At 30.3% G+C, this 25,246-nt stretch carries 28 protein-coding genes, 1 tRNA gene, 1 other RNA gene and 1 pseudogene; 13 read left to right on the top strand and 18 right to left on the bottom strand.

Annotated elements, in window-relative coordinates:
* Positions 1-121: 121 nt before the first annotated feature.
* A complete protein-coding gene (locus tag Q0075_RS02965; protein ID WP_291109382.1) occupies positions 122-592 on the bottom strand; it encodes a hypothetical protein in 471 nt (156 codons plus the stop codon).
* Positions 593-856: 264 nt separating this feature from the next.
* Here Q0075_RS02965 and Q0075_RS02960 point away from each other — a divergent pair, with 264 nt between their 5' ends.
* Genes Q0075_RS02960 through Q0075_RS02945 form a run of 4 tightly spaced genes read left to right on the top strand, consistent with a single transcriptional unit; the run spans position 857 to position 4,882 of the window.
* Positions 857-1,348, top strand: a complete 492-nt coding sequence (locus Q0075_RS02960) for a histidine phosphatase family protein (RefSeq protein ID WP_291109384.1) — start codon at positions 857-859, stop codon at positions 1,346-1,348.
* Positions 1,341-3,425 (top strand): polyphosphate kinase 1, encoded by a 2,085-nt coding sequence (gene ppk1 / locus Q0075_RS02955; RefSeq protein ID WP_297868212.1) that lies wholly within the window; start codon positions 1,341-1,343, stop codon positions 3,423-3,425. Before Q0075_RS02960 ends, ppk1 begins: the two co-directional genes overlap by 8 nt.
* Before the next feature lie 8 nt (positions 3,426-3,433).
* On the top strand, positions 3,434-4,324 hold the full coding sequence (locus Q0075_RS02950) for an exopolyphosphatase (RefSeq protein WP_291109388.1): 891 nt from the start codon (positions 3,434-3,436) through the stop codon (positions 4,322-4,324).
* Positions 4,325-4,369: 45 nt separating this feature from the next.
* Complete coding sequence (locus Q0075_RS02945) at positions 4,370-4,882, top strand: hypothetical protein (protein ID WP_297868211.1); 513 nt, start codon at positions 4,370-4,372, stop codon at positions 4,880-4,882.
* A gap of 188 nt (positions 4,883-5,070) precedes the next feature.
* On the opposite strand, the gene Q0075_RS02940 is transcribed toward Q0075_RS02945, so the two are convergent.
* From Q0075_RS02940 to Q0075_RS02930, 3 genes are all read right to left on the bottom strand, one after another.
* Complete coding sequence (locus Q0075_RS02940; RefSeq protein ID WP_291109390.1) at positions 5,071-5,439, bottom strand: DNA polymerase III; 369 nt, start codon at positions 5,437-5,439, stop codon at positions 5,071-5,073.
* 320 nt (positions 5,440-5,759) lie between these two features.
* The gene (gene dnaX, locus Q0075_RS02935) at positions 5,760-6,833 is read right to left on the bottom strand and encodes a DNA polymerase III subunit gamma/tau (RefSeq protein WP_250582773.1); all 1,074 of its coding nucleotides are present in this window, start codon (positions 6,831-6,833) and stop codon (positions 5,760-5,762) included.
* Between the two features lie 109 nt (positions 6,834-6,942).
* On the bottom strand, positions 6,943-7,251 hold the full coding sequence (locus Q0075_RS02930; protein WP_297868210.1) for a hypothetical protein: 309 nt from the start codon (positions 7,249-7,251) through the stop codon (positions 6,943-6,945).
* A gap of 126 nt (positions 7,252-7,377) precedes the next feature.
* On the opposite strand from Q0075_RS02930, the gene rnpB reads away from it, so the two are divergent.
* Positions 7,378-7,701, top strand: an RNA gene (rnpB, locus tag Q0075_RS02925) — RNase P RNA component class A.
* A 13-nt stretch (positions 7,702-7,714) separates the two neighbouring features.
* On the opposite strand, the gene rsmD is transcribed toward rnpB, so the two are convergent.
* Genes rsmD through Q0075_RS02910 form a run of 3 tightly spaced genes read right to left on the bottom strand, consistent with a single transcriptional unit; the run spans position 7,715 to position 9,841 of the window.
* Complete coding sequence (gene rsmD / locus Q0075_RS02920) at positions 7,715-8,287, bottom strand: 16S rRNA (guanine(966)-N(2))-methyltransferase RsmD (protein WP_297868209.1); 573 nt, start codon at positions 8,285-8,287, stop codon at positions 7,715-7,717.
* Positions 8,284-9,096 carry a DUF3822 family protein gene (locus Q0075_RS02915; protein WP_291109398.1) on the bottom strand — a complete coding sequence of 271 codons (813 nt, stop codon included), beginning with the start codon at positions 9,094-9,096 and terminating at the stop codon, positions 8,284-8,286. The genes rsmD and Q0075_RS02915 overlap by 4 nt, the downstream gene beginning before the upstream one ends.
* Positions 9,080-9,841 carry a hypothetical protein gene (locus Q0075_RS02910; RefSeq protein WP_297868208.1) on the bottom strand — a complete coding sequence of 254 codons (762 nt, stop codon included), beginning with the start codon at positions 9,839-9,841 and terminating at the stop codon, positions 9,080-9,082. Before Q0075_RS02910 ends, Q0075_RS02915 begins: the two co-directional genes overlap by 17 nt.
* A gap of 122 nt (positions 9,842-9,963) precedes the next feature.
* Here Q0075_RS02910 and Q0075_RS02905 point away from each other — a divergent pair, with 122 nt between their 5' ends.
* Genes Q0075_RS02905 through kdsB form a run of 3 tightly spaced genes read left to right on the top strand, consistent with a single transcriptional unit; the run spans position 9,964 to position 12,545 of the window.
* Positions 9,964-11,388 (top strand): AAA family ATPase, encoded by a 1,425-nt coding sequence (locus Q0075_RS02905; protein ID WP_297868207.1) that lies wholly within the window; start codon positions 9,964-9,966, stop codon positions 11,386-11,388.
* Positions 11,389-11,415: 27 nt separating this feature from the next.
* Positions 11,416-11,787: a hypothetical protein gene (locus Q0075_RS02900; RefSeq protein ID WP_297868206.1), complete on the top strand. Its 372-nt coding sequence runs from the start codon at positions 11,416-11,418 to the stop codon at positions 11,785-11,787.
* A 32-nt stretch (positions 11,788-11,819) separates the two neighbouring features.
* Complete coding sequence (kdsB, locus tag Q0075_RS02895; protein WP_297868205.1) at positions 11,820-12,545, top strand: 3-deoxy-manno-octulosonate cytidylyltransferase; 726 nt, start codon at positions 11,820-11,822, stop codon at positions 12,543-12,545.
* Positions 12,546-12,549: 4 nt separating this feature from the next.
* Here kdsB and Q0075_RS02890 read toward each other — a convergent pair whose 3' ends face one another.
* Positions 12,550-13,254 (bottom strand): potassium channel family protein, encoded by a 705-nt coding sequence (locus tag Q0075_RS02890; protein ID WP_297868204.1) that lies wholly within the window; start codon positions 13,252-13,254, stop codon positions 12,550-12,552.
* Positions 13,254-13,916 (bottom strand): spermidine synthase, encoded by a 663-nt coding sequence (locus Q0075_RS02885; RefSeq protein WP_297868203.1) that lies wholly within the window; start codon positions 13,914-13,916, stop codon positions 13,254-13,256. Before Q0075_RS02885 ends, Q0075_RS02890 begins: the two co-directional genes overlap by 1 nt.
* A gap of 56 nt (positions 13,917-13,972) precedes the next feature.
* Here Q0075_RS02885 and Q0075_RS02880 point away from each other — a divergent pair, with 56 nt between their 5' ends.
* Complete coding sequence (locus Q0075_RS02880) at positions 13,973-14,527, top strand: 1-acyl-sn-glycerol-3-phosphate acyltransferase (RefSeq protein ID WP_297868202.1); 555 nt, start codon at positions 13,973-13,975, stop codon at positions 14,525-14,527.
* 33 nt (positions 14,528-14,560) lie between these two features.
* Here Q0075_RS02880 and Q0075_RS02875 read toward each other — a convergent pair whose 3' ends face one another.
* On the bottom strand, positions 14,561-15,022 hold the full coding sequence (locus Q0075_RS02875; protein ID WP_297868201.1) for a helix-turn-helix transcriptional regulator: 462 nt from the start codon (positions 15,020-15,022) through the stop codon (positions 14,561-14,563).
* Positions 15,023-15,324: 302 nt separating this feature from the next.
* On the opposite strand from Q0075_RS02875, the gene Q0075_RS02870 reads away from it, so the two are divergent.
* The 3 genes from Q0075_RS02870 to Q0075_RS02860 are packed head-to-tail and all read left to right on the top strand — an operon-like array spanning position 15,325 to position 17,567.
* Positions 15,325-16,479, top strand: a complete 1,155-nt coding sequence (locus Q0075_RS02870; RefSeq protein WP_297868200.1) for a M14 metallopeptidase family protein — start codon at positions 15,325-15,327, stop codon at positions 16,477-16,479.
* Positions 16,480-16,536: 57 nt separating this feature from the next.
* The gene (locus tag Q0075_RS02865; RefSeq protein ID WP_026726210.1) at positions 16,537-17,016 is read left to right on the top strand and encodes a winged helix-turn-helix transcriptional regulator; all 480 of its coding nucleotides are present in this window, start codon (positions 16,537-16,539) and stop codon (positions 17,014-17,016) included.
* Positions 17,017-17,057: 41 nt separating this feature from the next.
* Entirely contained in the window at positions 17,058-17,567 is a 510-nt protein-coding gene (locus Q0075_RS02860; protein ID WP_297868199.1) for a DinB family protein, read from the top strand.
* A gap of 39 nt (positions 17,568-17,606) precedes the next feature.
* Here the strand turns inward: Q0075_RS02860 and Q0075_RS02855 are convergent, their stop codons facing one another.
* The 4 genes from Q0075_RS02855 to aroB all read right to left on the bottom strand — a co-directional run bounded on the left by Q0075_RS02855 (position 17,607) and on the right by aroB (position 21,848).
* Positions 17,607-17,999, bottom strand: a complete 393-nt coding sequence (locus Q0075_RS02855; RefSeq protein ID WP_291109415.1) for a DNA primase — start codon at positions 17,997-17,999, stop codon at positions 17,607-17,609.
* An 87-nt stretch (positions 18,000-18,086) separates the two neighbouring features.
* Positions 18,087-19,061 carry a deoxyhypusine synthase family protein gene (locus Q0075_RS02850; protein WP_231841606.1) on the bottom strand — a complete coding sequence of 325 codons (975 nt, stop codon included), beginning with the start codon at positions 19,059-19,061 and terminating at the stop codon, positions 18,087-18,089.
* A gap of 11 nt (positions 19,062-19,072) precedes the next feature.
* Positions 19,073-20,482, bottom strand: coding sequence for an arginine decarboxylase (locus Q0075_RS02845; RefSeq protein WP_291109418.1), 1,410 nt, complete (start codon positions 20,480-20,482; stop codon positions 19,073-19,075).
* A gap of 298 nt (positions 20,483-20,780) precedes the next feature.
* Complete coding sequence (aroB, locus tag Q0075_RS02840; RefSeq protein WP_297868198.1) at positions 20,781-21,848, bottom strand: 3-dehydroquinate synthase; 1,068 nt, start codon at positions 21,846-21,848, stop codon at positions 20,781-20,783.
* 94 nt (positions 21,849-21,942) lie between these two features.
* On the opposite strand from aroB, the gene Q0075_RS02835 reads away from it, so the two are divergent.
* Positions 21,943-23,109: a proline dehydrogenase family protein gene (locus Q0075_RS02835; protein WP_297868197.1), complete on the top strand. Its 1,167-nt coding sequence runs from the start codon at positions 21,943-21,945 to the stop codon at positions 23,107-23,109.
* 91 nt (positions 23,110-23,200) lie between these two features.
* On the opposite strand, the gene Q0075_RS02830 is transcribed toward Q0075_RS02835, so the two are convergent.
* The 4 genes and pseudogenes from Q0075_RS02830 to Q0075_RS02815 all read right to left on the bottom strand — a co-directional run.
* Positions 23,201-23,278, bottom strand: a tRNA-Val gene (locus tag Q0075_RS02830).
* An 83-nt stretch (positions 23,279-23,361) separates the two neighbouring features.
* Positions 23,362-23,748 carry a DUF4258 domain-containing protein gene (locus Q0075_RS02825; protein ID WP_194095637.1) on the bottom strand — a complete coding sequence of 129 codons (387 nt, stop codon included), beginning with the start codon at positions 23,746-23,748 and terminating at the stop codon, positions 23,362-23,364.
* A gap of 59 nt (positions 23,749-23,807) precedes the next feature.
* On the bottom strand, positions 23,808-25,004 hold the full coding sequence (locus Q0075_RS02820) for an alanine dehydrogenase (RefSeq protein WP_297868196.1): 1,197 nt from the start codon (positions 25,002-25,004) through the stop codon (positions 23,808-23,810).
* 102 nt (positions 25,005-25,106) lie between these two features.
* Positions 25,107-25,246: pseudogene (locus Q0075_RS02815) on the bottom strand (tRNA (adenosine(37)-N6)-threonylcarbamoyltransferase complex ATPase subunit type 1 TsaE); the annotation flags it as partial.

The following is a 25,246-nucleotide window of genomic DNA, read 5'->3' as shown; positions in this document are numbered from 1 at the left end:
ACAGAAATATTAACAACTTAAAAATTAATCTAGTTTAATAATGCACTACGGGTTATGAATATATTTTTTCCACCTAAACTTAAATTTTTAGAGTAATTTTTTGTTTTCATTTTTTTAAAATTTATTGTGGAACACTTATTAAGTAGGTAATTAATAAATTTGGATTTTTAATATTCAATAAAGAAAATGTATCAGAATAATCGGTTTCAATGATTATGTGAATCAATTCTAAATTTATTAAGGCATTGATAACCTGTAAATCAATAGGAGCATTATATTTTTTAAGTCTAATAATGCAATATTTTACAGTAGATTTTTCAAGACTATTTAAATCTTTAATATGATTTAAATTTTCATATCTGATATCTATAATATTTGATTTTTCAGATTTTTTAAATTTTTGATCATATCCAAACTGAATCAAATCTGAAGAATTTAAAATAGTATCTATTTTACTTTTTAATTCTAAATTTGATTTAAAAGAATAGTCATTGCAATTGAAAATTTTCTGTGCATTACAAATAGTAAAACAACTGAAAAAGAAAACAAAACATAACATAAATGTTTTGACTTCTAATTTTGAACTTTCCATAATAATAATTTTTAAAAAAAATAATAATTACAGTAAGTTTATTTTAAGGTTGTGTTGGGGGACAAACCTAAATAAGTAGGAAGAATTTTGATTTTTGGGTATCAAATTGTTTTGCTAAATTACTTAAAAACTAACATTTTACTAATTTGTATGTAGTGTTTTCGATAAAGTGTAAAAAATAATCTATAAACTAACTAAAAAACAAACAATTTATTAATTTCTAGTTCATTTAAAAATGGTATATTGTATTTAAATAATAGAATCATGAAAAATTTAATTTTAATCAGACATGCAAAATCATGTTGGAATGTACCTCTACAAGATATCGATAGACCAATTTCCAATAGAGGTCGTAAAGATGCTCATTTAATTGCATCCAAAATTCATAAAATTTTACCCTCTTCATACATTGTATGGAGTAGTGATTCTATACGAACAAAAGAAACAGTATACATATTTTCTGAATATTTATTAATTCCTTTTGAAACAATTCATTTTTCTAAAGATTTGTATACTTTTGATTTGAATGAGTTGGAAGAAATTATAAAAAAATGTGAAAATTCATATCATAATTTAATTCTTTTTGGACATAATGAAGCTATTACAAAATTTGTTAATAAATTTGGAGACCTTTATATTGATAATGTTCCTACATCTGGTGTTGTTGCTATGCAATTTAACATTGAACATTGGAAAGATTTATCAAAAGGAAAAACGCTAACAACATTATTTCCCAGTCAATTTAAAAATGAGTAGTATATCCAATAATTACATAGATAGAGAAAAAAGTTGGTTAACTTTTAATGCTAGAGTTCTACAGGAGGCTAATGATGAAAATGTTCCTTTATTAGATAGATTCCGTTTTCTTGGTATTTTTTCTAATAATCTTGACGAATTTTTTAGAGTTCGTTATGCGGCAATTCGTAGGCTTATTCATGAAAATCATGAAACTGAAAAAATTTTAGGTTTACCGGCAGAACAATTGTTAAAGGAAATAACGGATATTGTAATTGAACAGCAATCTGAAAGTTTACGTATTTTAAGTGAAATCGAAAAAAAATTAGAGAAGGAAAACATTTTTATTATTAATGAAAAACAAGTAATTAAAGAGCAAGAAAACTTTATCCACGAATTTTTTATACAAAAAGTGAGTCCAGCACTCGTGACAATCATGTTAAATGATTTAGAGGAGTTTCCATTACTAAAAGATACTTCTGGATATCTAGCTATAAAGTTAGTAATGATTTCTAACTCAGGTCATGAAGATATCCGATATGCTGTAATAGAAATTCCTCATACCATTAATAGATTTGTTGTGTTACCATCAAATTCTGAAAAACAATATATCATCCTTTTAGACGATGTTATTCGACTTAATTTAAATAGTATATTTAATATTTTTGATTATAAGAGTGTTTCTGCCCACATGATAAAAATTACAAGAGACGCTCAATTAGAATTTGATAGTGATTTAAGTAAAAGTTTAATAGAAAAAATATCCAGTTCTGTAAAGGAACGAAGAGTGGGTGAGCCAGTTCGTTTTGTTTATGATCAAGCAATTGGTAAGGATACTTTAGATTTCTTTTTAAAGAGAATGAATATTTTAAGTTCTGAAAGTATTATTCCTGGTGGTAGATATCATAATAGAAGAGATTATATGAATTTCCCAAATCTTGGTCGATATGATTTGTTATACAGAGAAAATCATCCACTTCCTATTCCAGGATTATCCTTAGAAGGAAGTATTTTAGAACGAATTAAAAAGAAAGATTATTTGCTATACGCACCTTATCAATCCTTTTCTTATATTATAAAATTTTTACGGGAAGCTGCTTTAGATCCTAAAGTTGTATCAATTAAAATTACTTTATATCGTTTAGCAAAAAATTCTCAAATAGTAAGTTCGTTAATAAATGCAGCTAAAAACGGAAAAAAAGTAACTGTTCAAATCGAATTGCAAGCGCGTTTTGATGAAGAAAGTAATATTTCCTATTCTGAACAAATGCAAACCGAAGGTATTGAATTGATTTTTGGAGTGAAAGGTTTAAAAGTACACAGTAAAATTTGTGTTATTGAAAGAATCGAAGAAGGAAGAGTAAAACGCTACGGATTTATTTCGACTGGAAACTTCAATGAAAATTCTGCTAAAGTTTATACCGATGTAACATTATTTACTAGTAATACCGAAATTTTAAAAGACGCTGCTAAGATTTTCGATTTCTTTGATGTGAATTATCGTGTACATCGTTACAAACATTTAATTGTTTCACCACATTACACCAGAAGTCGTTTTAATAAATTAATTGATAGAGAAATATTAAACGCACTTTCAGGTAAAGAAGCTTATATTAAATTGAAAATGAACAGTATATCCGATTTTAAAATGACGGATAAATTGTATGAAGCAAGCCAAGCTGGAGTAAAAATTCAATTAATAATCAGAGGTATTTGCTGTTTAATTCCTGGAGTTAAAGGTTTGAGCGAAAATATTGAGGCCATTAGTATCGTAGATAATTATTTAGAACATTCCAGAATTTATATTTTTGGAAATGCAGGAGATCCTGAAGTTTTTATTTCATCTGCAGATTTCATGACACGAAATTTAGATGCAAGGGTAGAAGTAACCTGTCCTATTTATGATCCTGAAATTAGAAAAGAATTGATTGAAACTTTTGAAATAGGTTGGAAAGCAAATGTAAAAGCCCGTATTCACTCATCAGATTTATTGAATCGATACAGAAAACGTGGTGATGAAAAAACGTTTAGAGCCCAACAAGAAATGTACAATTATTACCAAAACAAATTAGACGTAATTGCCGAAAACGTGCAATAAAAATATAGATGATTACAATAAAAAAATATGCAGCTATTGATATCGGTTCCAATGCCATGAGGTTATTGGTAACCAATATTGTAGAGCAAGAAGGCCAAGCGCCTCAATTCAATAAGAGTTCCTTAGTTCGTGTTCCTATTCGTTTAGGACAAGATGCTTTTACCGTAGGCGAAATTACCGAGGAAAATATTGAGAGAATGATTGACGCCATGAAAGCCTTCAAATTATTAATGAAAGTACACAAGGTAGAAAAATATCAAGCGTGCGCTACATCTGCTATGCGTGAGGCTTACAATGGAAAAGAAGTTGTTGAAATTATCAAAAAGAAAGCCGATATAAAAATTGATATTATTGATGGTAAAAAAGAGGCAGCCATTATTGCGGCATCCGATTTAAAACAATTCATCAGTACTGATAAAGCCTATTTATATGTAGATGTTGGTGGTGGAAGCACCGAATTTTCTTTATTTTACGAAGGAAATATCATCGCATCTAAATCGTTTAAAAACGGAACCGTTCGATTGTTGAATAACATGGTAAACGATGTCGTTTGGCAAGAAATTGAAAAATGGATTAAAACCAACACCGAACCTTTTGATGATATCACACTAATTGGTTCCGGTGGGAATATCAATAAATTATTTAAATTATCTGAAAAACAACAAGATAAACCGCTTTCGTATGTATATATAAGTTCGCAATACCAAAAATTGAACAGCATGACCTACGAACAAAGAATTGCCGAAATAGGTTTAAATCCAGACCGCGCCGATGTAATTATTCCAGCTACAAGAATCTATCTCAACGCCATGAAATGGAGTGGTGCTCGTCATATTTATGTTCCAAAAATTGGATTATCCGATGGTATCGTGAAAGCGATGTATTATGGAAGGATTTGATTATATTAACGAGTTATTGGCTATAATACTTCACGAAACGTCAAAATGGAATATTCAAAATACTGGTCAATTGCTGATTTAGGAACTAACTCATTAAAATCTCACGAAGTCTGTATATATGCCGCAATTTTATTTATTCTTGCTTTTATATTAACTAAGAAATTAAAAAAATCTAACCAAGATTACGAAAAGACAATTATTCTTTTGGGAACTGGAATTATTGGGCTTGGAGCAATATTAGGGTTTGTTTACTTAAAGTTTTTCATAATTGATACTACAGACCAACGAATTCATAAAATATTAAACTCAAAAAATGTAGCAATTGTAGAAGGTACAATTAGCAATTTTAAAAGTATAAGACCTTTATCAAAAAGAGGAATCGTAACCCAAGAAAGTTTTACGGTTGATTCAGTTAACTTTTCATATTCCGACGAAGTTCTTGGAAGATTTAATCGATTTAGCAAAACTAATAATGGAGTTTTTAAAAACGGTTTACCTGTGAGAATAACTTATGGAAAGGGCAAAAATGAAATACTAATGGTTGAAATTAAAAAATAATTACAGTCTATAACAGCAGTTTGGCAAAATTGTTTGGTTAGTAATTATTAGGAAACTTCTGTGCTTGCATTCTTTATCTGAAAGACGTATTTTCTTTCAAACATTTTCTGTATACTTGTGAACAACAATAATAAAAATCCGCAACTTTGCCAAGCTGCTGGAATATTAATAATTCAAAAATTTCATCCTTAAACATCCAAATCAAACGTCTTTCTCAACAAATCTAAAGCTGGATTAATTTGTTTCAAACGTTCAAATTTTTCTTGAGGGGTGAACGCATATTTGTTTTCAGTAGTTTCATTTACAACAACTTCAATGGTAATATCATGGTTGTGTAATTTGCCTCTTAAATAGCCTAATAATTCAATCGAACCTGATAAAAACTCTTCTTTTGTACTTTGGTTAGGAAGTTCTAATGTGATTTTCGTTCCGTTTAATGTTGGATCATTCATTTGCATGTACGTTGCCATTAAACGTTTTCCGCTGTCTACCATTTTTTGAGCAAACTTATTCCATTGTAACAACATATCGGTTTCGTTAAAGGCTTCTGAAGGCAATTCTTCGCGATGTCTTTGAACGGTTTGTTGTTGGGCTTCTAGCTCTTTTTTCGCTTTAATACTCGCTAATGATAGTGCAGAAACTTTAGTTCCTGTCGGATTTAAATTCGTTAAAACGGGTTTCGGAATTTCTGGAACAATTGGAGCAACTACTTCATTTTGAACTTCAGTAATTGAAGACGCGATTGGCTCACTAACATTTGGTTCTGTTTTTACAACAGGTTTAATTTCTTCAGTTAGAACTTGATTTTTTAATGAAGAAACTTCCGAAATAGAGTAGGAGTTGTTCTTGTAATACGTAGCCGGAATAATAAATTTAGCTACTTTTTTTTTTCTCCATCAAAAGTGATAGAGGCTAATTGCATCAAACAAAGTTCAACTAAAAGTCGTTGATTTTGACTGACTTTATATTTTAAATCACATTCATTAGCTAATTCAATTCCTTTTAATAAGAAATCATGCATCGCTTTGTGAGATTGCGCTGCATATAAACTTTGTGCATGTTCACCAGCTTCCAATAAAGGTAAAGTAGCTGGATTTTTACACACTAATAAATCTCTAAAATGCGAAGCCAAACCAGCAATAAAATGATGCCCATCAAAACCTTTTGCTAAAATGTCATTGTAAGCTAAAAGTAAATCCGGAATTTTATTTTCTAAAATTAAATCGGTGATTTTGATGTAATACTCAAAATCTAAAACGTTTAAATTTTCGGTAACGGCTTGTCTGGTAAGGTTTTTTCCACAATACGAAACCACTCTGTCAAAAATAGACAAAGCATCACGCATAGCACCATCAGCTTTTTGAGCAATGATGTGAAGTGCGTCATCTTCAAATGTAATTCCCTGTTCTTTCGCAATTTCAGCTAAGTGTTCTTTCGCATCTTTAACCGTAATTCTTTTGAAATCAAAAATTTGACAACGTGATAAAATCGTTGGTATAATTTTATGTTTCTCGGTAGTTGCTAAAATGAAAATGGCATGCTTAGGTGGTTCTTCTAATGTTTTCAGGAAAGCATTAAAAGCCGCTTGCGAAAGCATGTGCACCTCGTCAATGATATAAACTTTGTATTTTCCTGTTTGTGGAGGTATTCTAACTTGGTCAATAATACTTCTAATATCATCAACACCGTTGTTAGAAGCCGCATCTAATTCGAAAACGTTAAAAGAGAAATCCTCATAAGGATCATCATATCCTTCTTGATTGATTTTTCGAGCTAGAATTCGAGCACAAGTTGTTTTTCCAACACCGCGTGGTCCAGTAAATAATAAGGCTTGCGCTAAGTGATTCGTTTCAATAGCATTCAACAACGTATTGGTAATAGCTTGTTGCCCCACAACATCTTTAAATGTCTGTGGACGATACTTACGAGCTGATACGATAAATTGTTCCATAAATTCTATTGAAATACAAATATAGGTTGTGAAATTCCAAAAAGCAAATTCCAAAAACCAAATTGAGGTGAATCTTTATAAAAGTTATTCACAATTTAGTTTTTAAGTTTTAAAGTGATCTTGAATGCTTGCTTTTAATAGAAAGTTTAGTAATTGCTTCAGCATTTTTATCAGAAGAATTAGCCGAAGTTCCGGTTACAAAAACACCTTTTAATCCGTATTTGGAAACGATTCCGTAAACGGTTGCTGAGTCGTCGGGATTAGAGTTGCCTTCGTAATGGTAAATATGATTGATGGTATAATTTTCAGGATGCAAAATAATATCTTCTTCATTTTGATTGAAATCAAATGTAAACCCTTTCTCTCTTAATTTTATAAGCGCTTCGGAGACTGAAGCGTAGTGATAAATAGTTGACATAAGAATTAAGTATTATAAGATTTGCGACCTATAAATTTACGAATATATTATCTCTTAAAAACAAAAGATTGTGTTAAACTATCTATTAAAATTTCTTTAAAACGATAGAATTTGTTGTAAGTTTGCACCGCAGACCGCCTTATCGTCCGTGTGTAAACATGGTAGGAAAGTCCGGACACCAAAGAGTAGCATAGTGGGTAACGCCCATCCGCCGAAAGGTGAGGACAAGTGCAACAGAAAGTATGTACAGGTAATGCTGTAGTGAAACCAGGTAAACTCTATGCGGTGAAATGCCAAGTATATCAGCAGTTTCTGATCAATCAGAATAAGGGCTACTCGTCCGATGTTGAAGGGTAGGCAGCTTGAGTTACGTAGTAATGCGTAATCTAGATAAATGATAAGGCTCCGTTTATTCGGGGACAGAATCCGGCTTATAGGTCTGCTTTTTTATTTAATGACGATTTTATCCTTCGTCTTCATAATCCTCTTCTTCGTCGCTTTCGAATTCGTAAAAAGAAAATACAGAACCTCCGTAACTTTTTGAAAAGGAAAAATTAGTCAAATGATCTAATTTTGTGTGTTTTGAATGTTCTACAATTAACATTCCTTCTTCGTCTAAAAACTCGTTTTCAAAAATAAGTTGAATGATTTTTTCAAAGTTCTCCTGACTCAAATCATATGGTGGATCAGCAAAAATAATATCATAACTTGCTTTACTTTTTTCTAAGAATTTGAAAACATCACTTTTAATTACGCTAATATCTAAATCTAATTCCGTTGCTGTTTTTTTGATGTAATTCACACAACCCATGTCGCCATCAACACTAGTTATTGGACCTGCACCACGAGAAGCGAATTCGTAACTGATATTACCAGTTCCTGAGAATAAATCCAAAACTTTTAATCCATGAAAATTAAAGTAATTATTCAAAATATTGAATAACGATTCTTTACACATGTCGGTTGTAGGACGAACAGGTAAGTTTTTTGGAGCTACTAAACGGCGTCCTTTGTGTTTTCCGGAGATAATTCTCATGAATGGTAAAGTATAAAGTGATTTCTCAATTCTGCAGAAGAAACGTCTAAGATTGAAGCTTTGTTTGAAACATCAAGGAAAGTACAATTTCTAATATATTGATATGCAATCTTAAAAAAAGGATCTTCTTCCACACAATTTCCTAAAATTTGTACCGAAATAGTTTCTGGATTTAATTGCAATTGTTCGCAAGTAAACAAGATGAAATAGATAAAATCTTCTGGAGTATTATATTGAAACGAATTAAAAAGAATTAATTGCTGATTTTTCACTACAACAATTTCAAAATGTTCTTTTTGAAGATGAACAAAAACTTGTTTATCTTCTTTATTTTTGGACAAATCGAGTAATTGTCTAACTAAAATAGAATTAGCATTTTGGTATTCAAAAGTTTCGTATTGGTCTAGTAGAAAGTTATTGATATTAACGAATGGCACATGAACGTTATTCATTTCGTAAGGAAAAATAACATCATGTGTAAAAAAATCAGTCTCAAAAACTTTGGTATTATATTGCAAATAACTTGCTAAAAAATGAACATCAAATAGGGAAGTAGGTACAAAAGTATTCAGGTTATTATCATGAATTACCATTACTTCATCAAATGATTTTGTTAGTATGGTATAATCCACAAAAGTGCGCCACAATTGTTCTTCAATTACTTTGTTTTTCTCAAAGTGAATTGACTTAGTGTGTATTACTTTATTGGAAAGTAAATCAAATACACAAAAAGAAAGTCCACTCAAGGAAACCTGAATGGACAACTTTTTATATGTTTTTTGTGTAATGTCGTTATTCGTTATTACCATATTTTTTTGGCCAGTTTCCTGTAAGAGTAACTTCTTCTAAAGAACCTAAAATGATTTGAGGACCATTAATTTCGTCAATAGACTCTACTTTGTTTTCTTGTTTTACTAATTCTTGATCTAAATCTTTTAATAAAGCATTTTTATCAATAATGGCTTGGAAAACAGAAATATTCATGTCATTTCTAGAAACAACTCCTGTTTTCATTGTTACTGGAACTTCAACTTCACCAACTTTTACAACATTAAGTCTTTTATATCTATCTGAATTTTTGAACAAAGAATCTTTTACTTTAACTGTTCCCAATTTTGTTATGATTACTTCATCTTTAAAGAAACCACCAACACCGTCAGCACCAACTTTAATTCCAAATGCAGCATTTTTTGCAACATCAATTACAGCAGTATCTCTTCTTGAAATAATTTCAAATTCGCCATTTTCAACAAATTTTACTAACTCATCAAAAGTGTCAGCATACTTTCCATTCACAGATTTATAACCTGTTTGTAATTTTTTAATGTCTAACATTGTTTTAACAGCTACTTCGTAACGAGCTTCTTTTTCATTTTGAAATTCTATAGGTTTCATAATGGAAGCGTATATTAAATATACAATGAAAAGTGAAATTCCCCACAATACAATTGTGAAAACTTTTTTATTTCTAGGTGTAACAAATTTATCGATTAGCTTAACCAATACAAAGATTAAAACAACCAATACGACTAAATAAATAGCAATTTCTAACATTTGAATAATTTATTTTTAGTTAAATAGGTACGCAAATCTACAATTTTTTTTTCTACACAAAAGAATTTCTTGTAAAAATCATTCAGTATATTTGAAAAATTAATATTGGCCAAATCTTTTTTATGACTTACAAGCTGTTTTACAATTTATTACAAAATCATTTTCCGCATCAACCCACTCTAAAACAGGATGTTTTTTTTCAGAAAATTGCCGATTTTATTTTAAACTCGACTTCTGATGATATTTTTGTACTGAAAGGTTATGCCGGAACAGGTAAAACAACAATAATTTCTACCGTAATTAATAATTTAGGCGATGTTAATATGAAAGCTGTACTGCTTGCACCAACAGGTAGAGCAGCTAAAGTAATCAGTAATTACTCAGGAAAACCGGCTTATACGATTCATAAACGAATTTATTTTCCAAAAAAAAATAAAACTGGTGGCGTTAGTTTTACATTGCAACAAAATAAATTTAAAAATACTCTTTTTATAGTCGATGAATCTTCTATGATTTCAGATAATAATCAAGATTCTAAACTCTATGAAAATGGTTCGTTGTTAGATGATTTGTTTTTTTATGTAGATGCAGGAAATAATTGCAAACTCTTATTAATAGGAGATACCGCGCAGTTGCCACCTGTGAATATGAGTGTGAGTCCTGCTTTGGATATTGATTCTCTTTCGCTTCATTATCAAAAAAATGTACATCATATTGAGTTGGATGAAGTGATGCGTCAAGCGGAGCATTCTGGAATTTTGTACAATGCTACCCAATTAAGAGAATTATTGCATTCGCATTTTATTGATACGTTTCAATTCAAATTAAAAGGGTTTAAGGATATTGTTCGCTTGCAAGATGGTTACGAAATTCAGGATGCAATTCATCAAGCGTATGATAATTATAGTATAGAAGATACAGCTTTTATTTTGCGTTCCAATAAAAGAGCGAATCAATACAACCAACAAATTAGAGCTTCCATTTTGTCCAAAGAAAGTGAAATTTCAACTGGAGATTATTTAATGGTAGTGAAAAACAATTATTTCTGGTTACCCGAAAATTCAGAAGCAGGTTTCATCGCTAATGGTGATATTGTCGAAATTTTAGAAATCAGAAAAATTCAAGAGCTATACGGATTTAAATTTGCCACCGTAAAAATAAGAATGGTTGATTACCCGAATCAAACACCATTTGATACGGTAATAATGTTAGACACGATTATGAGCGAATCGCCTTCCTTGACGTATGAAGAATCAAATAAATTGTATCAAGAAGTTTTATTGGATTACGAGGAAGAACGCCAACAATATAAAAAACTACAAAAAGTAAAAGAAAACCCTTATTTCAATGCGCTTCAAGTTAAATTTTCGTATGCAATTACGTGTCATAAATCGCAAGGTGGTCAATGGAAAACGGTTTTTGTAGAACAACCTTATTTACCCGACGGAATTGATATCGATTATGTCCGCTGGTTGTACACTGCCATCACCCGTGCTGAAGAAAAATTATATTTAATTGGATTTAAAGATGAGTTTTTCGAAAATTAATACTTTTGTAATTAAACAAAATCAACCATGAAAACAGTAATAAAAGTTGTTATAGGTTTATCTGTGATGATATCCATATTTTTTTTATTCGTTCTATATGGTTTAAATTTGATGCAAATCGAGGATAAATATGGAGGTTTTCAAGATTTGTATTATGAAATTGATAAATCTGATAATTACTTTATAATTATTGAAAATAAAGAAGTTGGTTTGGTACAAAAGTTAGACGATGAAATTTTAGTTACGGTTGATGATTGTATGAAACATCTTTTAAACTATTCTGATAAAAAAATTGAAGTTTATCGGTTTGAAGTTAATAAAACAAAAAATGATTTCACTTTAAAAGATGCAGTTCTTTTAAAAAATGATAACAATACAAAATTGATATTTAAAAATTAAAATATGCCTTTGGCAATAATCATAAATCAAACATGAAAATAATAGCTGTAATTCCCGCTCGATATGCTTCCACACGTTTCCCTGCCAAATTAATGCAAGATTTGGGAGGCAAAACCGTAATTCTTAGAACGTATGAAGCGGCTATTTCCATAAATCTATTTGATGATGTTTTTGTGGTAACGGATTCTGATTCAATTTTCAACGAAATTATTTCGAGTGGAGGCAAAGCCATCATGTCGATAAAAGAACACGAAAGCGGAAGCGACAGAATTGCAGAAGCTGTTGAACATATGGATGTTGACGTTGTAATTAACGTTCAAGGCGACGAACCTTTTATAAATAAAAAACCTTTAGAAGAACTAATTGAAGTTTTTAAAAACGATTTAGAAAAGAAAGTTGACTTAGGCTCTTTGATGTTTCAAATATCTGATAAAGAAGAAATTAATAATCCAAATAACGTAAAAGTTATAACAGACCAACAAGGTTTTGCATTATACTTTTCACGCTCGGTGATTCCGTATCCTAGAGAAGAAAATGTAGGCGTTCGTTATATGAAACACATCGGAATTTATGCTTTCAGAAAAGAAGCTTTGATGGATTTTTACCGCTTACCCATGTTGTCGTTAGAAGCTTCTGAAAAATTAGAGCAATTACGTTACTTAGAATATGGAAAACGCATTAAAATGGTAGAAACTTCTCACGGAAGTATCGGAATAGATACTCCTGAAGATTTAGAAAAAGCGAGAAAGTTATTGTAATTAATTATTCTGTTTTATCACTAAAATAGCCTCTAGTTTTAATTTTAGAAGAAAAGAAATTCATAAACAAAATAACAAAGAAAAGAAATAAAAATACTTGTAGAATAGTAAATATTTTTCCTTCCATTGTTATTGGATAATATTCTCCATAACCTATTGTAGAAGAGGTTACAAAACTATAATATACCGCATCAAACCAATGATTTAATGTTGCATTCAAGTAATTTCCAGTTCTGTAAAATACTGCAAAAGCTAAAACCGATTCTAAATAATTGAAAAATAATAACAACATCGATCTTTTATATGAACGAGGTTGTGAAAATAAGTCGGAAGCAAAAATTAATGTTGGTATATATAAAACGGTTTCTAAGAGAATATAAGTTAATACATAAACAATGTAGTTATTAGTTTGCCAATTATTTATAAGTATTAAAAAAGGAAAAATAACTTTAGCTAAAATGTAAAAATCCATAGCTAAATCCTTGTATTCATGTCCAAATTTATTTGCCCAATATTTGATGTATATTCCTGGAAATAGTAATTGAGATGAGGATAAAAACAGACGAACAATTTTTTCAATTCCATTATCATCCTCATGATCGTTATTCCAAATCGCTTTAATATTTAAGATTCTTTTTCTAAGTGGATTCGTTTTTTGAATATATTTTTCATTAACCTTTCCTAACAATAATTTTTTAATTATACTCATCACGATAATTTTTTAATGGTAAACAATTCATTATGCACCTCAATTTTTGGATATAATCTTACGGAATAATTGCTATCAAATTTACTTTTATAAATAGCATTTCTTCTTCTATCTTGATAATCTAAAATCATAGTATTAAACAAGATAAAACCATTTATATTAAGTAAAAAATTAATTCTATTAATAAAGAAATCTTCAAATAAAAAATTAGGCATTGTCGTATCTTGAAAAATATCAATAATGATTAAATCGTATTTTTCTCTGGTTTTTAAAACGAATTCAAAAGCATCATCTATCACAATTGAAACGTTGTCATAGTTTCCTAATCCAAAATATTTTGTTGCTAATTCAACTACAGCTGCATCAATTTCTACTCCTGTAATTTTACCTTCAAATTTCACTTCTTTTTTTAAAGTTTCAATAACGCTTCCTCCAGCAACACCCAATACAAGAATAGATTGAAAATTCTGAATTCGTTCATATCCAATGTATTTTAATCCTTTTTTTAGAACACGCTGTAAACTACCAAAAGAATAATTCGTATTTTCCGAATCTAAAACCAAATGCCCATTATTCCAGGTAACTTCTAGATTTTTACTGTAAACCGATTTCTTTTGATGAATTTTTATAGGTAATAAAAAACTCAATACGCGCTTAATCATGTAATTTTGTTTGTAATCGTAAATATAATTTTATTTTTGTCTCAAAATAGTCTCTAATGAAACAAATTATATACAAATTTATTTTTTGCAAAATTTTCGGATGGAAAGTAATCGGAACAATTGCACCAGAAGTAAAAAAATGTGTGTTAATAGCTGTTCCACATACGAGTTGGTGGGATTTCTTTCTCGGAATTTTTTCTCGTGGAATTCTTAATCTAGAAATTAATTATGTAGCTAAAAAGGAATTATTTGTATTTCCTTTTAATTATTTCTTTACTTGGACAGGAGGAACTCCTTTAAATCGTCAAAAAAACGAGAATAAAGTGGATACTATCGCAAAAATATTTCATGAAAAAGAAGTTTTTAGATTAGCTATTGCTCCAGAAGGTACAAGAAAAAAAGTAACCGAATGGAAAACAGGTTTTTATTACATGGCACTAAAAGCAAATGTTCCAATTATTCCTGTAGCGTTTGATTATGGGAGAAAACAAGTGGTATATCATGAACCATTTTACCCAACGGGAAATATTGAAGCTGATTTAAAATTTTTAAAATCGTATTATAAAGATGTGATTGGTAAAATTCCTGAAAAAAGTTTTACTGATATTTAAAACAATATAGCTCTGAAGAAATTCAGAGTTTTTTTATGGTTTATAGTTTTTAAAAGTTCCATTTTTAAAAAACACTACAATGCGCTCAATTTCTTCTTGAGAATTATTTTCTGTTTTATTCGATTCTAGCGAAGAACTTTCTGAAAGAGTAGAAGTAATTCCTCTTTCTAAAGTCGAAAATAAATCAGGTTCCGAATTAGTGTTTTCTATAATTGGTAGTGAAGCAGATTTTTTTTCAATTTCTAAAACTGTTGGAACACCATTTTCTGATTTTGGAAAATTTCCTTTTCCATTCAAAATCCAATACAAATCTACTTCAGGAAAAACCTCAATTACTTTGATTATAAAATCCAAGCTAGGCTTATTTCTACCAGAGAGTAGGTGAGACAGACTCGAACGCTGCACATTGATTTTATCCGCAAATGCAGAAGCCGATAAATTATAATAATCGAGTATGATTTCTAACCGTTTTATAAAATCATCAATGTTTACCATTGTAAATAGTTGTTTTAGATTAAGAGATTACAAATGTAAACAAAGTAATAAAAAAATACAAGTTTACAGATGTAAATAAGAATAAAAAAATTAAATATAAACTTTATTTAAGTAATTATAAATAATTGATTTACAATAATTAATAACAATTTATTTTAAATAATTTAATAATGTAAATCAATATAATATTAAGAGATATTATCAGTAATTAAAACCGTTTACAAAAGTAAATTAATATCAATTTTTACTTGTTTACAAATGTAAAAAAGAAGTTGTTTACATTTGTAAATCAAAACAAAGCCATGGATTATTTACAATTAGCAACTCAATATTTAGAGCCAAAACTAGAAGGCAAGTATATTTGTTTAGATTCTGTTTTAACAATATTGAAAACGTTAGATTCAGATTTTGAAATTACTGAAATTGGCAAATCGGTTCAAGGAAGAGAAATTCATCAAGTTAAAATTGGCACAGGAACAACCAAAATTCTAATGTGGTCTCAAATGCATGGAAATGAGTCAACGACTACAAAAGGATTATTTGATTTCTTCAATTTCTTACAATCGGATAATGAAATGGCAAACCGAATTAAATCGGATTATACCTTATTATGTATTCCAATGTTAAATCCAGATGGTGCTTTCTTATATACGAGAGAAAATGCTAATCAAGTGGATTTAAATAGAGATGCTTTTAATGCTACTCAACCTGAAATGCAAATCTTGCATAGCGTTTATAAAAGTTTTCAGCCAGATTACTGCTATAATTTACACGATCAACGAACTATTTTTGGAACAGAAGGCTTTAGTTTACCTGCAACTGTCTCTTTTTTATCACCAGCTTATAATGAAGAGAGGGAATATAATGAAGTGCGTTTAAAAGCAATCCATATAATAAACAATATGAATAATGCTTTACAACTTTATATTCCAAATCAAGTTGGGCGTTTTGATGATAGTTACAATGTTAATTGTACAGGTGATTATTTCACAACGCAAAACACTCCAACGATTTTATTTGAAGCTGGGCATTATAGAGATGATTATAATAGAGATATTGTAAGAAAATTTATTTTTATTTCGCTTTTAAGTTCATTTAATGGAAGTTACGAAAACGTTATAGTTGATAAAGAATTGAAGAATTATTTGAAGATTCCTCAAAATAACAAATGTTTTTATGATTTTATTTATAAAAATGTCAAAATTATTGACAATAGTGAAGAAAAAATAATTAACTTTGCAGCTCAATATACTGAAGTAGTGCAAGATGGTCAGTTAAAATTTGTGGCAACTATTGTTAAAATTGATAATTTGCAGGATTTTAAAGGACATTTAGAATACGATTGTGCAAATGGTTTGTTTGAATCTAATGGGAATTATTTTCCAAAAATAGAAGATAAAGCCGATTTTTTTATCAATAATTTAACAGAATTTAACAATGGTGTAAAAATTATTTGATAAATTTGCCTCAGTTTTGAATAAAAATCAAAAAATTAACAATTATTACAGGCACTTATGAGCAAGTTTCGTTTAGATGAAGTAGATCATCAAATTTTGGACATGTTGATAGATAACACGAGAGTTCCATTTACAGATATTGCAAAAAAATTATTAATCTCTGCTGGTACTGTTCATGTTAGAGTTAAGAAAATGGAAGATGCGGGTATCATTCAAGGGTCATCTTTAACATTAGACTATGAAAAATTAGGATATTCTTTCATTGCTTATGTTGGGGTTTTCTTGCATAATACGTCTCAAACGAAATTCGTTTTAGAACGAATTAATCAAATTCCTTTTGTAACTGTTGCTCATGTAACTACTGGGAAATTCAATATTTTCTGTAAAATTAGAGCTAAAGATACTAAACACGCTAAAGAAGTTATCTTCATGATTGATGATATCGAAGGGGTGTATAGAACTGAAACCATGATTTCTTTAGAAGAAAGTATCAATGACAAAAAACGATTGATGCATACGATTTTTAAAGAATTGTAAAATATGAAGCCTCTTATGAGGCTTTTTTTATTTCTTTATTTATGAAAAATTTACGACCTAATGAATTTGCTCCCTATTATGAGAATTATATCAAATTAGTTCCTGAGCAAGATATAATTAAAGGACTTATAAAGCAAAAAAAAGAAATGTTACATTTCTTTAAATCGATTCCGATTTTTAAACATGAATTTAAATATGCAGAAGGGAAGTGGACTATAAAAGATATTATACTTCACATAATTGATGCGGAACGAATTTTTGCTTATCGTGCTTTACGTATTGCAAGAAATGATATGACGGCTTTACCAGGTTTTGAAGAAAACGATTATGTCGTTGTTGCTAATGCTAATAATAGAGAATATGAAAGTTTATTATCAGAATATGAAACGGTACGAAATGCCTCTATAAGTTTATTTGAAACTTTTACTAATGATGATTTACTTCGTTTAGGAACAGCTTCAAATAATAGTATTTCAGTAAGAGCCATTGGGTATATTATTTTGGGGCATGAATTGCATCATAAAAATGTAATTTTAGAAAGGTATTTATAATAAAAAAGGGACTCAATTTTGAATCCCTTTTTTTATGTATTAATCTTCATCGTCTTCTTCCTCAGCATCATCGTCATCTCCGTCTTCTGAGTCTTCAATATCATCTGAATCGTTAGAAATATCATCGTCTTCATCGTCGTCCTCAATATCTAAGTCTTTAAGAGCTCCGATTTTTTCATCTGGTACAACAACTACATCATCTTCGATAATGTCATCTTCGTCGTAATTTTCAATTCGATCTGCAAGCTTTGTACTTACTTTTACTAAGTAAATTGTATCTTCTGTACGAACTTCTACAGCTTCAACCGTTTCATTCTTAGCATTTTTAAAACGAATAACATCTGAATCGTCATATCCGTCGGGGAACTTCTCAACTAGTAAGGTTAAGATTTCATTTGTTAATTTAGCGTAATCAACAATAACTCTTTTCATTGGGTAGGTTTTAATCTTGTAATTTCTTCAAATGTAATATCCTTAGCTTATATTTTCAAGTAAAATTTGATATTTTTTTCAAAAATTTTACCAACCTAAAACATAAGCAAACATCAACGGCGCAACTATCGTAGCGTCAGACTCTACGATAAATTTAGGCGTTGTAATATCTAATTTACCCCAAGTAATTTTTTCGTTTGGAACTGCTCCAGAGTACGAACCATAACTAGTTGTTGAGTCAGAAATTTGGCAGAAATAGCTCCAAAATGGCACATCATGCATTTCCATATCTTGATATAACATCGGAACTACACAAATAGGAAAGTCTCCTGCAATACCACCACCAATTTGGAAGAAACCAATTCCTTTTCCTTCGCAATTTTTCGTGTACCAATCCGCTAACCACATCATGTATTCAACTCCACTTTTCATAGTTGTAGCTTTAAACTCACCTTTAATACAATAAGAAGCGAAAATATTACCCATTGTACTGTCTTCCCATCCTGGAACTACAATTGGTAAATTCTTTTCAGCAGCAGCTACCATCCAAGAATCTTTTGGATCGATTTCGTAATACTGCTCTAAAACTCCTGAATTGATCATTTGGTACATGAATTCATGTGGAAAATAACGTTCTCCTTTTGAATCGGCATTGTTCCATATATCGTATAAATGTTGTTGTAATCTTCTGAAAGCTTCTTCTTCAGGAATACAAGTATCGGTTACACGGTTGTAATGGTTTTCTAATAAATCCCATTCTTCTTGTGGTGATAAATCTCTGTAGTTTGGAACTCTTTTATAAGAATTATGAGCTACCAAGTTCATGATATCCTCTTCTAAATTAGCTCCAGTACAAGAAATAATATGTACTTTATCTTGACGAATCATTTCGGCTAATGATTTTCCTAATTCAGCTGTACTCATGGCACCCGCTAATGTAATCATCATTTTTCCGTTGTCTAATAAATGCTCTTCATATCCTTTTGCTGCATCTACTAAAGCGGCAGAGTTAAAATGAAGATAATGTTTCTCGATAAACTGACTAATTGGTCCTTTGCTCATTACTTTTTATTTTATTGTTCTTTTTTCTTGTTGTATCCTAAAATTTCTAAAACATCTTCGGCTTTTTGTTGCTCTGAAAATACTTCGGTTGCAATAATACCGTTTTTATCTTTATCAATTAAAATGTGCTTTGGTTGTGGTAAAATACAATGACTTAATCCTCCAAAACCACCAATGGTTTCCTGATAAGCTCCAGTATTAAAGAATCCAATATATAATGGTTTTTCTTTATTGTATTTTGGTAAATAAACCGCATTCATGTGTTGTTCCGAATTGTAATAATCGTCTCCATCACAAGTTAATCCACCAAGTAAAACCCGTTCGTAAGTATCATTCCAGCGATTCACCGCCATCATAACAAAACGTTTGTTGATTGCCCAAGTATCGGGTAGAGTAGTGATAAAAGATGAATCAATCATGTTCCAATTCTCTCTGTCATTTTGTTTCTTTTGGTACAACACTTGGTACAAAGCGCCACCTGATTCACCTACAGTAAACGAGCCGAATTCTGTAAAAATGTGAGGAACAGCAACTTCTGCATCATCACAAGCGATTTTGATTTGATTTAAGATTTCGTCTACCATATATTGGTAATCGTAATCAAAAGCTAATGAATTTTTAATAGGGAATCCACCACCAATGTTCAAACTATCTAAAGAAGGACATTCTTTTTTCAAAGCAATGTACACTTTCATACATTTTAATAATTCGTTCCAATAATAGGCAGTGTCACGAATACCAGCGTTAATAAAGAAGTGAAGCATTTTTAATTCCACTTTCTTATTGTCAGCAATTTGTTTTCTATAAAAAGGAACAATGTCCTTATAACCAATTCCTAAACGAGACGTATAAAACTCAAATTTTGGTTCTTCTTCAGCAGCAATACGAATTCCGATTTTGAATTTTCCATCGATTTCTTCTTGTAGTAAATCTAATTCTTCAAAATTATCAATTACAGGAATGGTATTTTTATGTCCGTTATTGATTAAACGCGCAATATTGGCTACATATTGATCGCGTTTAAATCCGTTACATACAACAAAAGTATTTTTATTGATTTTTCCTTGTTCCATCAAACTTTCAACAATGTTGATGTCGAATGCAGAAGAGGTTTCAATATGGATGTTATTTTTTAAAGCTTCATTTAAAATGAATTCAAAATGCGAACTTTTAGTACAATAGCAATAGAAATACTTGGCTTCATAGCCGTGTTTTTCCATTGAATTTCTAAACCACATTTTAGCTCGGTTGATGTTTTGAGAAATTTTTGGTAAATAGGTAAACTTAAGTGGAGTACCATATTCTTCTACCAATTTCATTAAATCGATACCATGAAATTGAAGATTGTCTTTGTTTAAAGTAAATTCTTCCTGTGGAAAGTAAAAAGTCTGATTAATTAAGTCGTAATATTTTGTATTCATTTTGAAAAATAAGATTAAAAATTAAAAAAGCTTAAATGTTTTACTGTTTTAAACCTTAATTTTCAAACCCTAATATTTGCAAATCGAATTAATAGTTTTTCACTAAAAGTTTTCGATAACGCGAATAAATCAATTATATGAAAACAAAAAATAGAAAAGAACAAACGATCAATAATAGATAAGTCAGCATTCCTATTGCTAAGAATTCTGTTGAAATTGTTCGTATAGTTGTTTTCTTTCATGGGTGCAAAGTTAAAAAATAAAATGGCTATTATTTAAAGAAAATTTAAAAAAATAATCAGACAGTATAATCTTCAAACGCCTTGAAAATCAATTCGTTGTCTGCTTCTTGATTGATTTTGATTTTTCCGATTCCATCAAGTAAGACAAATTGTACTTTTCCGAATTCATTTTTCTTATCGTAAATCAATAGCTCAATGATTTGATTGATATCGATTTCATCGAATTCAATACGTTCAAAAATATCGTTTATGATGTATTTAATTTCGTGATACTCTTCATTACTTAGTAATCCTTTTTCTTTAGAAATATAGCTTTCTAAAATCATTCCTGCAGCAATTGCTTCACCGTGAAGTAAACTAGTTTTGTTTTCGTTTTCTAAGAAATAGCTTTCGATTCCATGACCTAAAGTATGTCCAAAATTAAGTGCTTTTCGGATGCCATTTTCAGTTAAATCTTCACAAACAATAGTATTTTTTATTTGAATAGATTGGTAAATTAACTCATTCAAATCATCTGTACTTAAATCATTTAGATTTTTAAAATTATCCCAATAATTCTTATCGAAAATCAATCCATGTTTTAACATTTCAGCTAATCCGGAGCGCATTTCTCTTTGCGATAAAGTACTTAAAAATTCAGTATCAATAATTACAGCTTTAGGTTCGCGAATAATCCCGATTTGATTTTTTAAATTACCTAAATCAACCCCATTTTTCCCACCAATTGAAGCGTCAACCATTGAAAGAAGAGTTGTTGGAATATTGATAAAATCAATTCCTCTTTTAAAAGTACAAGCTACAAATCCGCCTAAATCAGAAATTACGCCACCACCTAAATTGATGATGAGGCTTTTTCTATCGGCACCTAATTCAGACAAAGCAGCCCAGACTTCGGTGCAAGTTCCTATATTTTTATGACTTTCACCTGCTTCTAATTCAATGATTTCAATTTCAATTTCTGTTGCCAAATTATTTAATAAATGAGGTAAACAATACTGCGAAGTATTTTCGTCAACCAAAATAAAAATTTTAGAATAATGCGTTGGAACAAGATACGAAGCTAATTTTTCATAGCCTGTTTCATTAAAAAATACGGAATAATTAGTTGCTTGTATGGTTTGCATGAAAATGTGTAAAATTTGACTGCAAAATACGTCATTTTTTATTTATTATTCGATAACTGTGGCGTATATTTGTATCACTTTATTACAAAACACAATGAACACACTATTTAATAATACAGAAGTTGCTTTTGCTTTAAAAAGTGACACCGAGTTAGAAAGAGCTTATTTTTTATTCAAATTAATCGATAGTCAGCCTCTAGTCAAAATTGGAACAGCAGTTACTAATTTTGCTTTAAAAGCTCATTTGCCAGTTGAAGGATTGATCCGTTCTACTGTTTTTGATCACTTTTGTGGTGGTGTTAACGAGAATGATTGCCTTCGTGTAGTAGATAAAATGTATACAAAAGGAGTTTCTTCGGTTTTAGATTATTCAGTTGAAGGTAAGGAGGAAGAGGTACAATTTGATGCAGCTTTGAACATGACTTTAAAAACAATTGAATTTGCTAGAGAAAGAGAAGCGATTCCGTTTGCAGTATTTAAACCAACTGGATTTGGACGTTTAGCACTATACGAAAAAATAGGAGATAAAGCTCATTTGACAGAAAACGAACAAAAAGAATGGAATCGTGTAATCGAACGTTTTGATATTGCTTGTAAAACAGCATTTGAAAAAGATGTTTTATTATTGATTGATGCAGAAGAAAGTTGGATGCAAGATGCTGCAGATGCTATTGTAACCGATATGATGCGTAAATACAACAAACAAAAAGCAATTGTTTTTAATACATTGCAAATGTATCGTTGGGATCGATTAGATTATTTAAAAAATCTTCACGAACAAGCAAAAGCAGAAGGATTTTACATTGGAATGAAATTGGTTCGTGGCGCTTATATGGAAAAAGAAAATGAAAGAGCAGCAGAGCGTGGACAAAAATCGCCAATTTGTGAATCTAAAGAAGCAACAGATATTAATTATGATACTACTGTAGCTTATATGGTTGAGCATATTGATAAAATGGTTGTTTTTGCAGGAACTCACAACGAAGAAAGTTCATACAAATTGATGCAATTGATGCAAGAAAAAGGAATTGCTAAAAATGATAAACGTATTTTCTTCGGACAATTATTAGGAATGAGCGATAACATCAGTTTTAACTTAGCCGCAGAAGGATACAATGTTGCAAAATATTTACCTTTTGGACCAGTTAGAGACGTTATGCCTTATTTGATAAGAAGAGCAGAAGAAAACACATCTGTAGCCGGTCAAACTAGTCGAGAACTAACATTGATTAAGAAAGAAAAAGAAAGAAGAAAATTATAATTATAAAATCCCGCTAATGCGGGATTTTTTTTATGGTTTGATATAAATATCAATAAAACAAAAAATCCTACATTTCTGTAGGATTTAATTTTGGTGGGCGATGAGGGGTTCGAACCCCCGACCCCCTCGGTGTAAACGAGGTGCTCTGAACCAGCTGAGCTAATCGCCCCAATAAAGTGCTTTACTATTACAGTGTTGCGAGTGCAAATATACAAGGAATATTTGTTTCTGCAAGTGTTTCGGTAAAAAAAATTACTTTTTTTCTATCTTTTCTAATAAGACTTTGTTGGTATAATTAACCATTGTAATCGTAATCTCTTCATTTTTAGAAGTTCTACCTTCAATAACATAAATCTTACCTTTTCTATAAGCTTCATTACTTTTTGAAAAATCTACATCACCATAGCGTAAACTTTGACGTATATCTTCTAAAGTAACCCATTTTGCATCTAACGATTGTTTTGCTAAAGAATCAATTTCTAATGATTTGCTTCTTAAATCTTTTAAAACTCGGCAATTAGGCAAGTAACAAAACTCAACCCCTTTGTCATCGGCTTTAGCTTTTAAAAACCACATAACAAAAACTCCTCCTAAAAATATGCCAAATAAATAGTATGCTAAACGAAACTGAAACTTCATAAATTATAATTTTGTGCAAATTTAGTTTAAATTACACACATAGTCCCTAGATTTTAACTTTAAAAAACAATCAAATTGATATCGCGATATTCTAAATTAAACCAATCTGCAATCGCTTTATTAGTTAATAAGCCGTGATAGCTGTAAATTCCGTTTTTCAAACCTCTATTGCAACGGATAGCACTTTCAATCCCACCATCATCTGCAATTTGTAATAAGAAAGGGGAAATAATATTACTAATAGACATAGATGCTGTTTTAGAATATCGAGAAGGAATATTCGGCACACAATAATGAATTACTCCATTTTTAATGAAAGTTGGTTTTTCATGTGTAGTGACCTCGGAAGTTTCAAAACAACCACCCGTATCAATACTCACATCTACAATTACAGCCCCTTTTTTCATATGTTCGACCATAGTTTCTGTAACTACAACTGGAGCTCTGTTTTTTCCTTTCATAGCGCCAATAGCAACATCACAACGTCTTAATGCTTTTAAAAGCGATTTTTCTTGAATGGTGGAAGTAAAAATTCTTTGATTTAAGGTGTTTTGTAAACGACGTAATTTGGTAATCGAATTATCGAAGACTTTTACATGAGCACCTAATCCTAAAGCGGTTCTAGCGGCATATTCACCAACAGTTCCAGCGCCAATGATGACAACTTTTGTTGGTGGAACTCCGGTGATATTTCCAAAAAGTAAACCTTTTCCGATGTTCTCACCAATCATTAATTCGGAAGCAACTAATATGGAAGCAGTTCCTGCAATTTCAGATAACGATTTTACTGCTGGATACGAACCATCTTCGTCTTTTATAAATTCAAATGCTAAAGCAGTAATTCTTTTAGTTGCTAAAGCTTCAAAATATTCTTTTTTCTGCGTTTTTAATTGAATAGCCGAAATAACAATCGTTTGCGGATTCATCATTTCAATTTCGGCTAGAGTAGGTGGTTCTACTTTTAAAATCATTGGGCAACCCAAAACTTTTTTGGTGTCTTGCGTAATTTCGGCACCTGCATCGCTGTATTCTTTGTCTGTATAACTTGAAGTTTCTCCAGCTCCTGATTCTAACATTACGCGATGTCCGTGCGAAACTAATGAAGAAACCGCATCTGGTGTTAAGCAAATTCTTCTTTCTTGATAGGATGTTTCTTTTGGAATTCCTATGAATAATTCGCTTTTATGACGCGCTACTTCAATTTTTTCTTCTTGTGGAAGCAATTGTGAAGCAGAAAAAGGAGTGTATATCGACATTACTTTTGATTTTGAGGTTCTAAATTAGGAATAATTTTAGACTTGGGAAATAGATTCACAAAAAAAAGAGAATAGAAGTTGATTTTCTATTCTCTTATGTATTTAATTTTTGAGTGTTAGTTCACGTTTACCATTTGGTAAAATTTTAATGGAAATACTCGCATGGTCAATTGGAATTAAGTTTGGCGTTTTTTCTGGCCATTCAATAAAACACCAATTGTCAGAATAAAAATATTCGTCTA

It is taken from the genome of uncultured Flavobacterium sp. (assembly GCF_937967675.1).
Lineage (GTDB): Bacteria > Bacteroidota > Bacteroidia > Flavobacteriales > Flavobacteriaceae > Flavobacterium.
This window is presented reverse-complemented; position numbering and strand designations above follow the sequence as displayed.

Bases quoted from the DNA above. Each gene is read 5' to 3' on its own strand.
- Q0075_RS02930 (WP_297868210.1), bottom strand. From the start codon at position 7,251: ATGTCAACTATTTATCACTACGCTTCAGTCTCCGAAGCGCTTATAAAA.
- dnaX (WP_250582773.1), bottom strand. From the start codon at position 6,833: ATGGAACAATTTATCGTATCAGCTCGTAAGTATCGTCCACAGACATTT.
- rsmD (WP_297868209.1), bottom strand. From the start codon at position 8,287: ATGAGAATTATCTCCGGAAAACACAAAGGACGCCGTTTAGTAGCTCCA.
- Q0075_RS02890 (WP_297868204.1), bottom strand. From the start codon at position 13,254: ATGAGTATAATTAAAAAATTATTGTTAGGAAAGGTTAATGAAAAATAT.
- Q0075_RS02865 (WP_026726210.1), top strand. From the start codon at position 16,537: ATGAGCAAGTTTCGTTTAGATGAAGTAGATCATCAAATTTTGGACATG.
- Q0075_RS02915 (WP_291109398.1), bottom strand. From the start codon at position 9,096: ATGGTAATAACGAATAACGACATTACACAAAAAACATATAAAAAGTTG.
- Q0075_RS02875 (WP_297868201.1), bottom strand. From the start codon at position 15,022: ATGGTAAACATTGATGATTTTATAAAACGGTTAGAAATCATACTCGAT.
- ppk1 (WP_297868212.1), top strand. From the start codon at position 1,341: ATGAGTAGTATATCCAATAATTACATAGATAGAGAAAAAAGTTGGTTA.
- Q0075_RS02820 (WP_297868196.1), bottom strand. From the start codon at position 25,004: ATGTCGATATACACTCCTTTTTCTGCTTCACAATTGCTTCCACAAGAA.
- Q0075_RS02960 (WP_291109384.1), top strand. From the start codon at position 857: ATGAAAAATTTAATTTTAATCAGACATGCAAAATCATGTTGGAATGTA.
- Q0075_RS02965 (WP_291109382.1), bottom strand. From the start codon at position 592: ATGGAAAGTTCAAAATTAGAAGTCAAAACATTTATGTTATGTTTTGTT.
- Q0075_RS02845 (WP_291109418.1), bottom strand. From the start codon at position 20,482: ATGAATACAAAATATTACGACTTAATTAATCAGACTTTTTACTTTCCA.
- Q0075_RS02950 (WP_291109388.1), top strand. From the start codon at position 3,434: ATGATTACAATAAAAAAATATGCAGCTATTGATATCGGTTCCAATGCC.
- Q0075_RS02910 (WP_297868208.1), bottom strand. From the start codon at position 9,841: ATGTTAGAAATTGCTATTTATTTAGTCGTATTGGTTGTTTTAATCTTT.
- aroB (WP_297868198.1), bottom strand. From the start codon at position 21,848: ATGCAAACCATACAAGCAACTAATTATTCCGTATTTTTTAATGAAACA.
- Q0075_RS02860 (WP_297868199.1), top strand. From the start codon at position 17,058: ATGAAAAATTTACGACCTAATGAATTTGCTCCCTATTATGAGAATTAT.
- Q0075_RS02905 (WP_297868207.1), top strand. From the start codon at position 9,964: ATGACTTACAAGCTGTTTTACAATTTATTACAAAATCATTTTCCGCAT.
- kdsB (WP_297868205.1), top strand. From the start codon at position 11,820: ATGAAAATAATAGCTGTAATTCCCGCTCGATATGCTTCCACACGTTTC.
- Q0075_RS02825 (WP_194095637.1), bottom strand. From the start codon at position 23,748: ATGAAGTTTCAGTTTCGTTTAGCATACTATTTATTTGGCATATTTTTA.
- Q0075_RS02835 (WP_297868197.1), top strand. From the start codon at position 21,943: ATGAACACACTATTTAATAATACAGAAGTTGCTTTTGCTTTAAAAAGT.
- Q0075_RS02885 (WP_297868203.1), bottom strand. From the start codon at position 13,916: ATGATTAAGCGCGTATTGAGTTTTTTATTACCTATAAAAATTCATCAA.
- Q0075_RS02900 (WP_297868206.1), top strand. From the start codon at position 11,416: ATGAAAACAGTAATAAAAGTTGTTATAGGTTTATCTGTGATGATATCC.
- Q0075_RS02855 (WP_291109415.1), bottom strand. From the start codon at position 17,999: ATGAAAAGAGTTATTGTTGATTACGCTAAATTAACAAATGAAATCTTA.
- Q0075_RS02870 (WP_297868200.1), top strand. From the start codon at position 15,325: ATGGATTATTTACAATTAGCAACTCAATATTTAGAGCCAAAACTAGAA.
- Q0075_RS02850 (WP_231841606.1), bottom strand. From the start codon at position 19,061: ATGAGCAAAGGACCAATTAGTCAGTTTATCGAGAAACATTATCTTCAT.
- Q0075_RS02880 (WP_297868202.1), top strand. From the start codon at position 13,973: ATGAAACAAATTATATACAAATTTATTTTTTGCAAAATTTTCGGATGG.
- Q0075_RS02945 (WP_297868211.1), top strand. From the start codon at position 4,370: ATGGAATATTCAAAATACTGGTCAATTGCTGATTTAGGAACTAACTCA.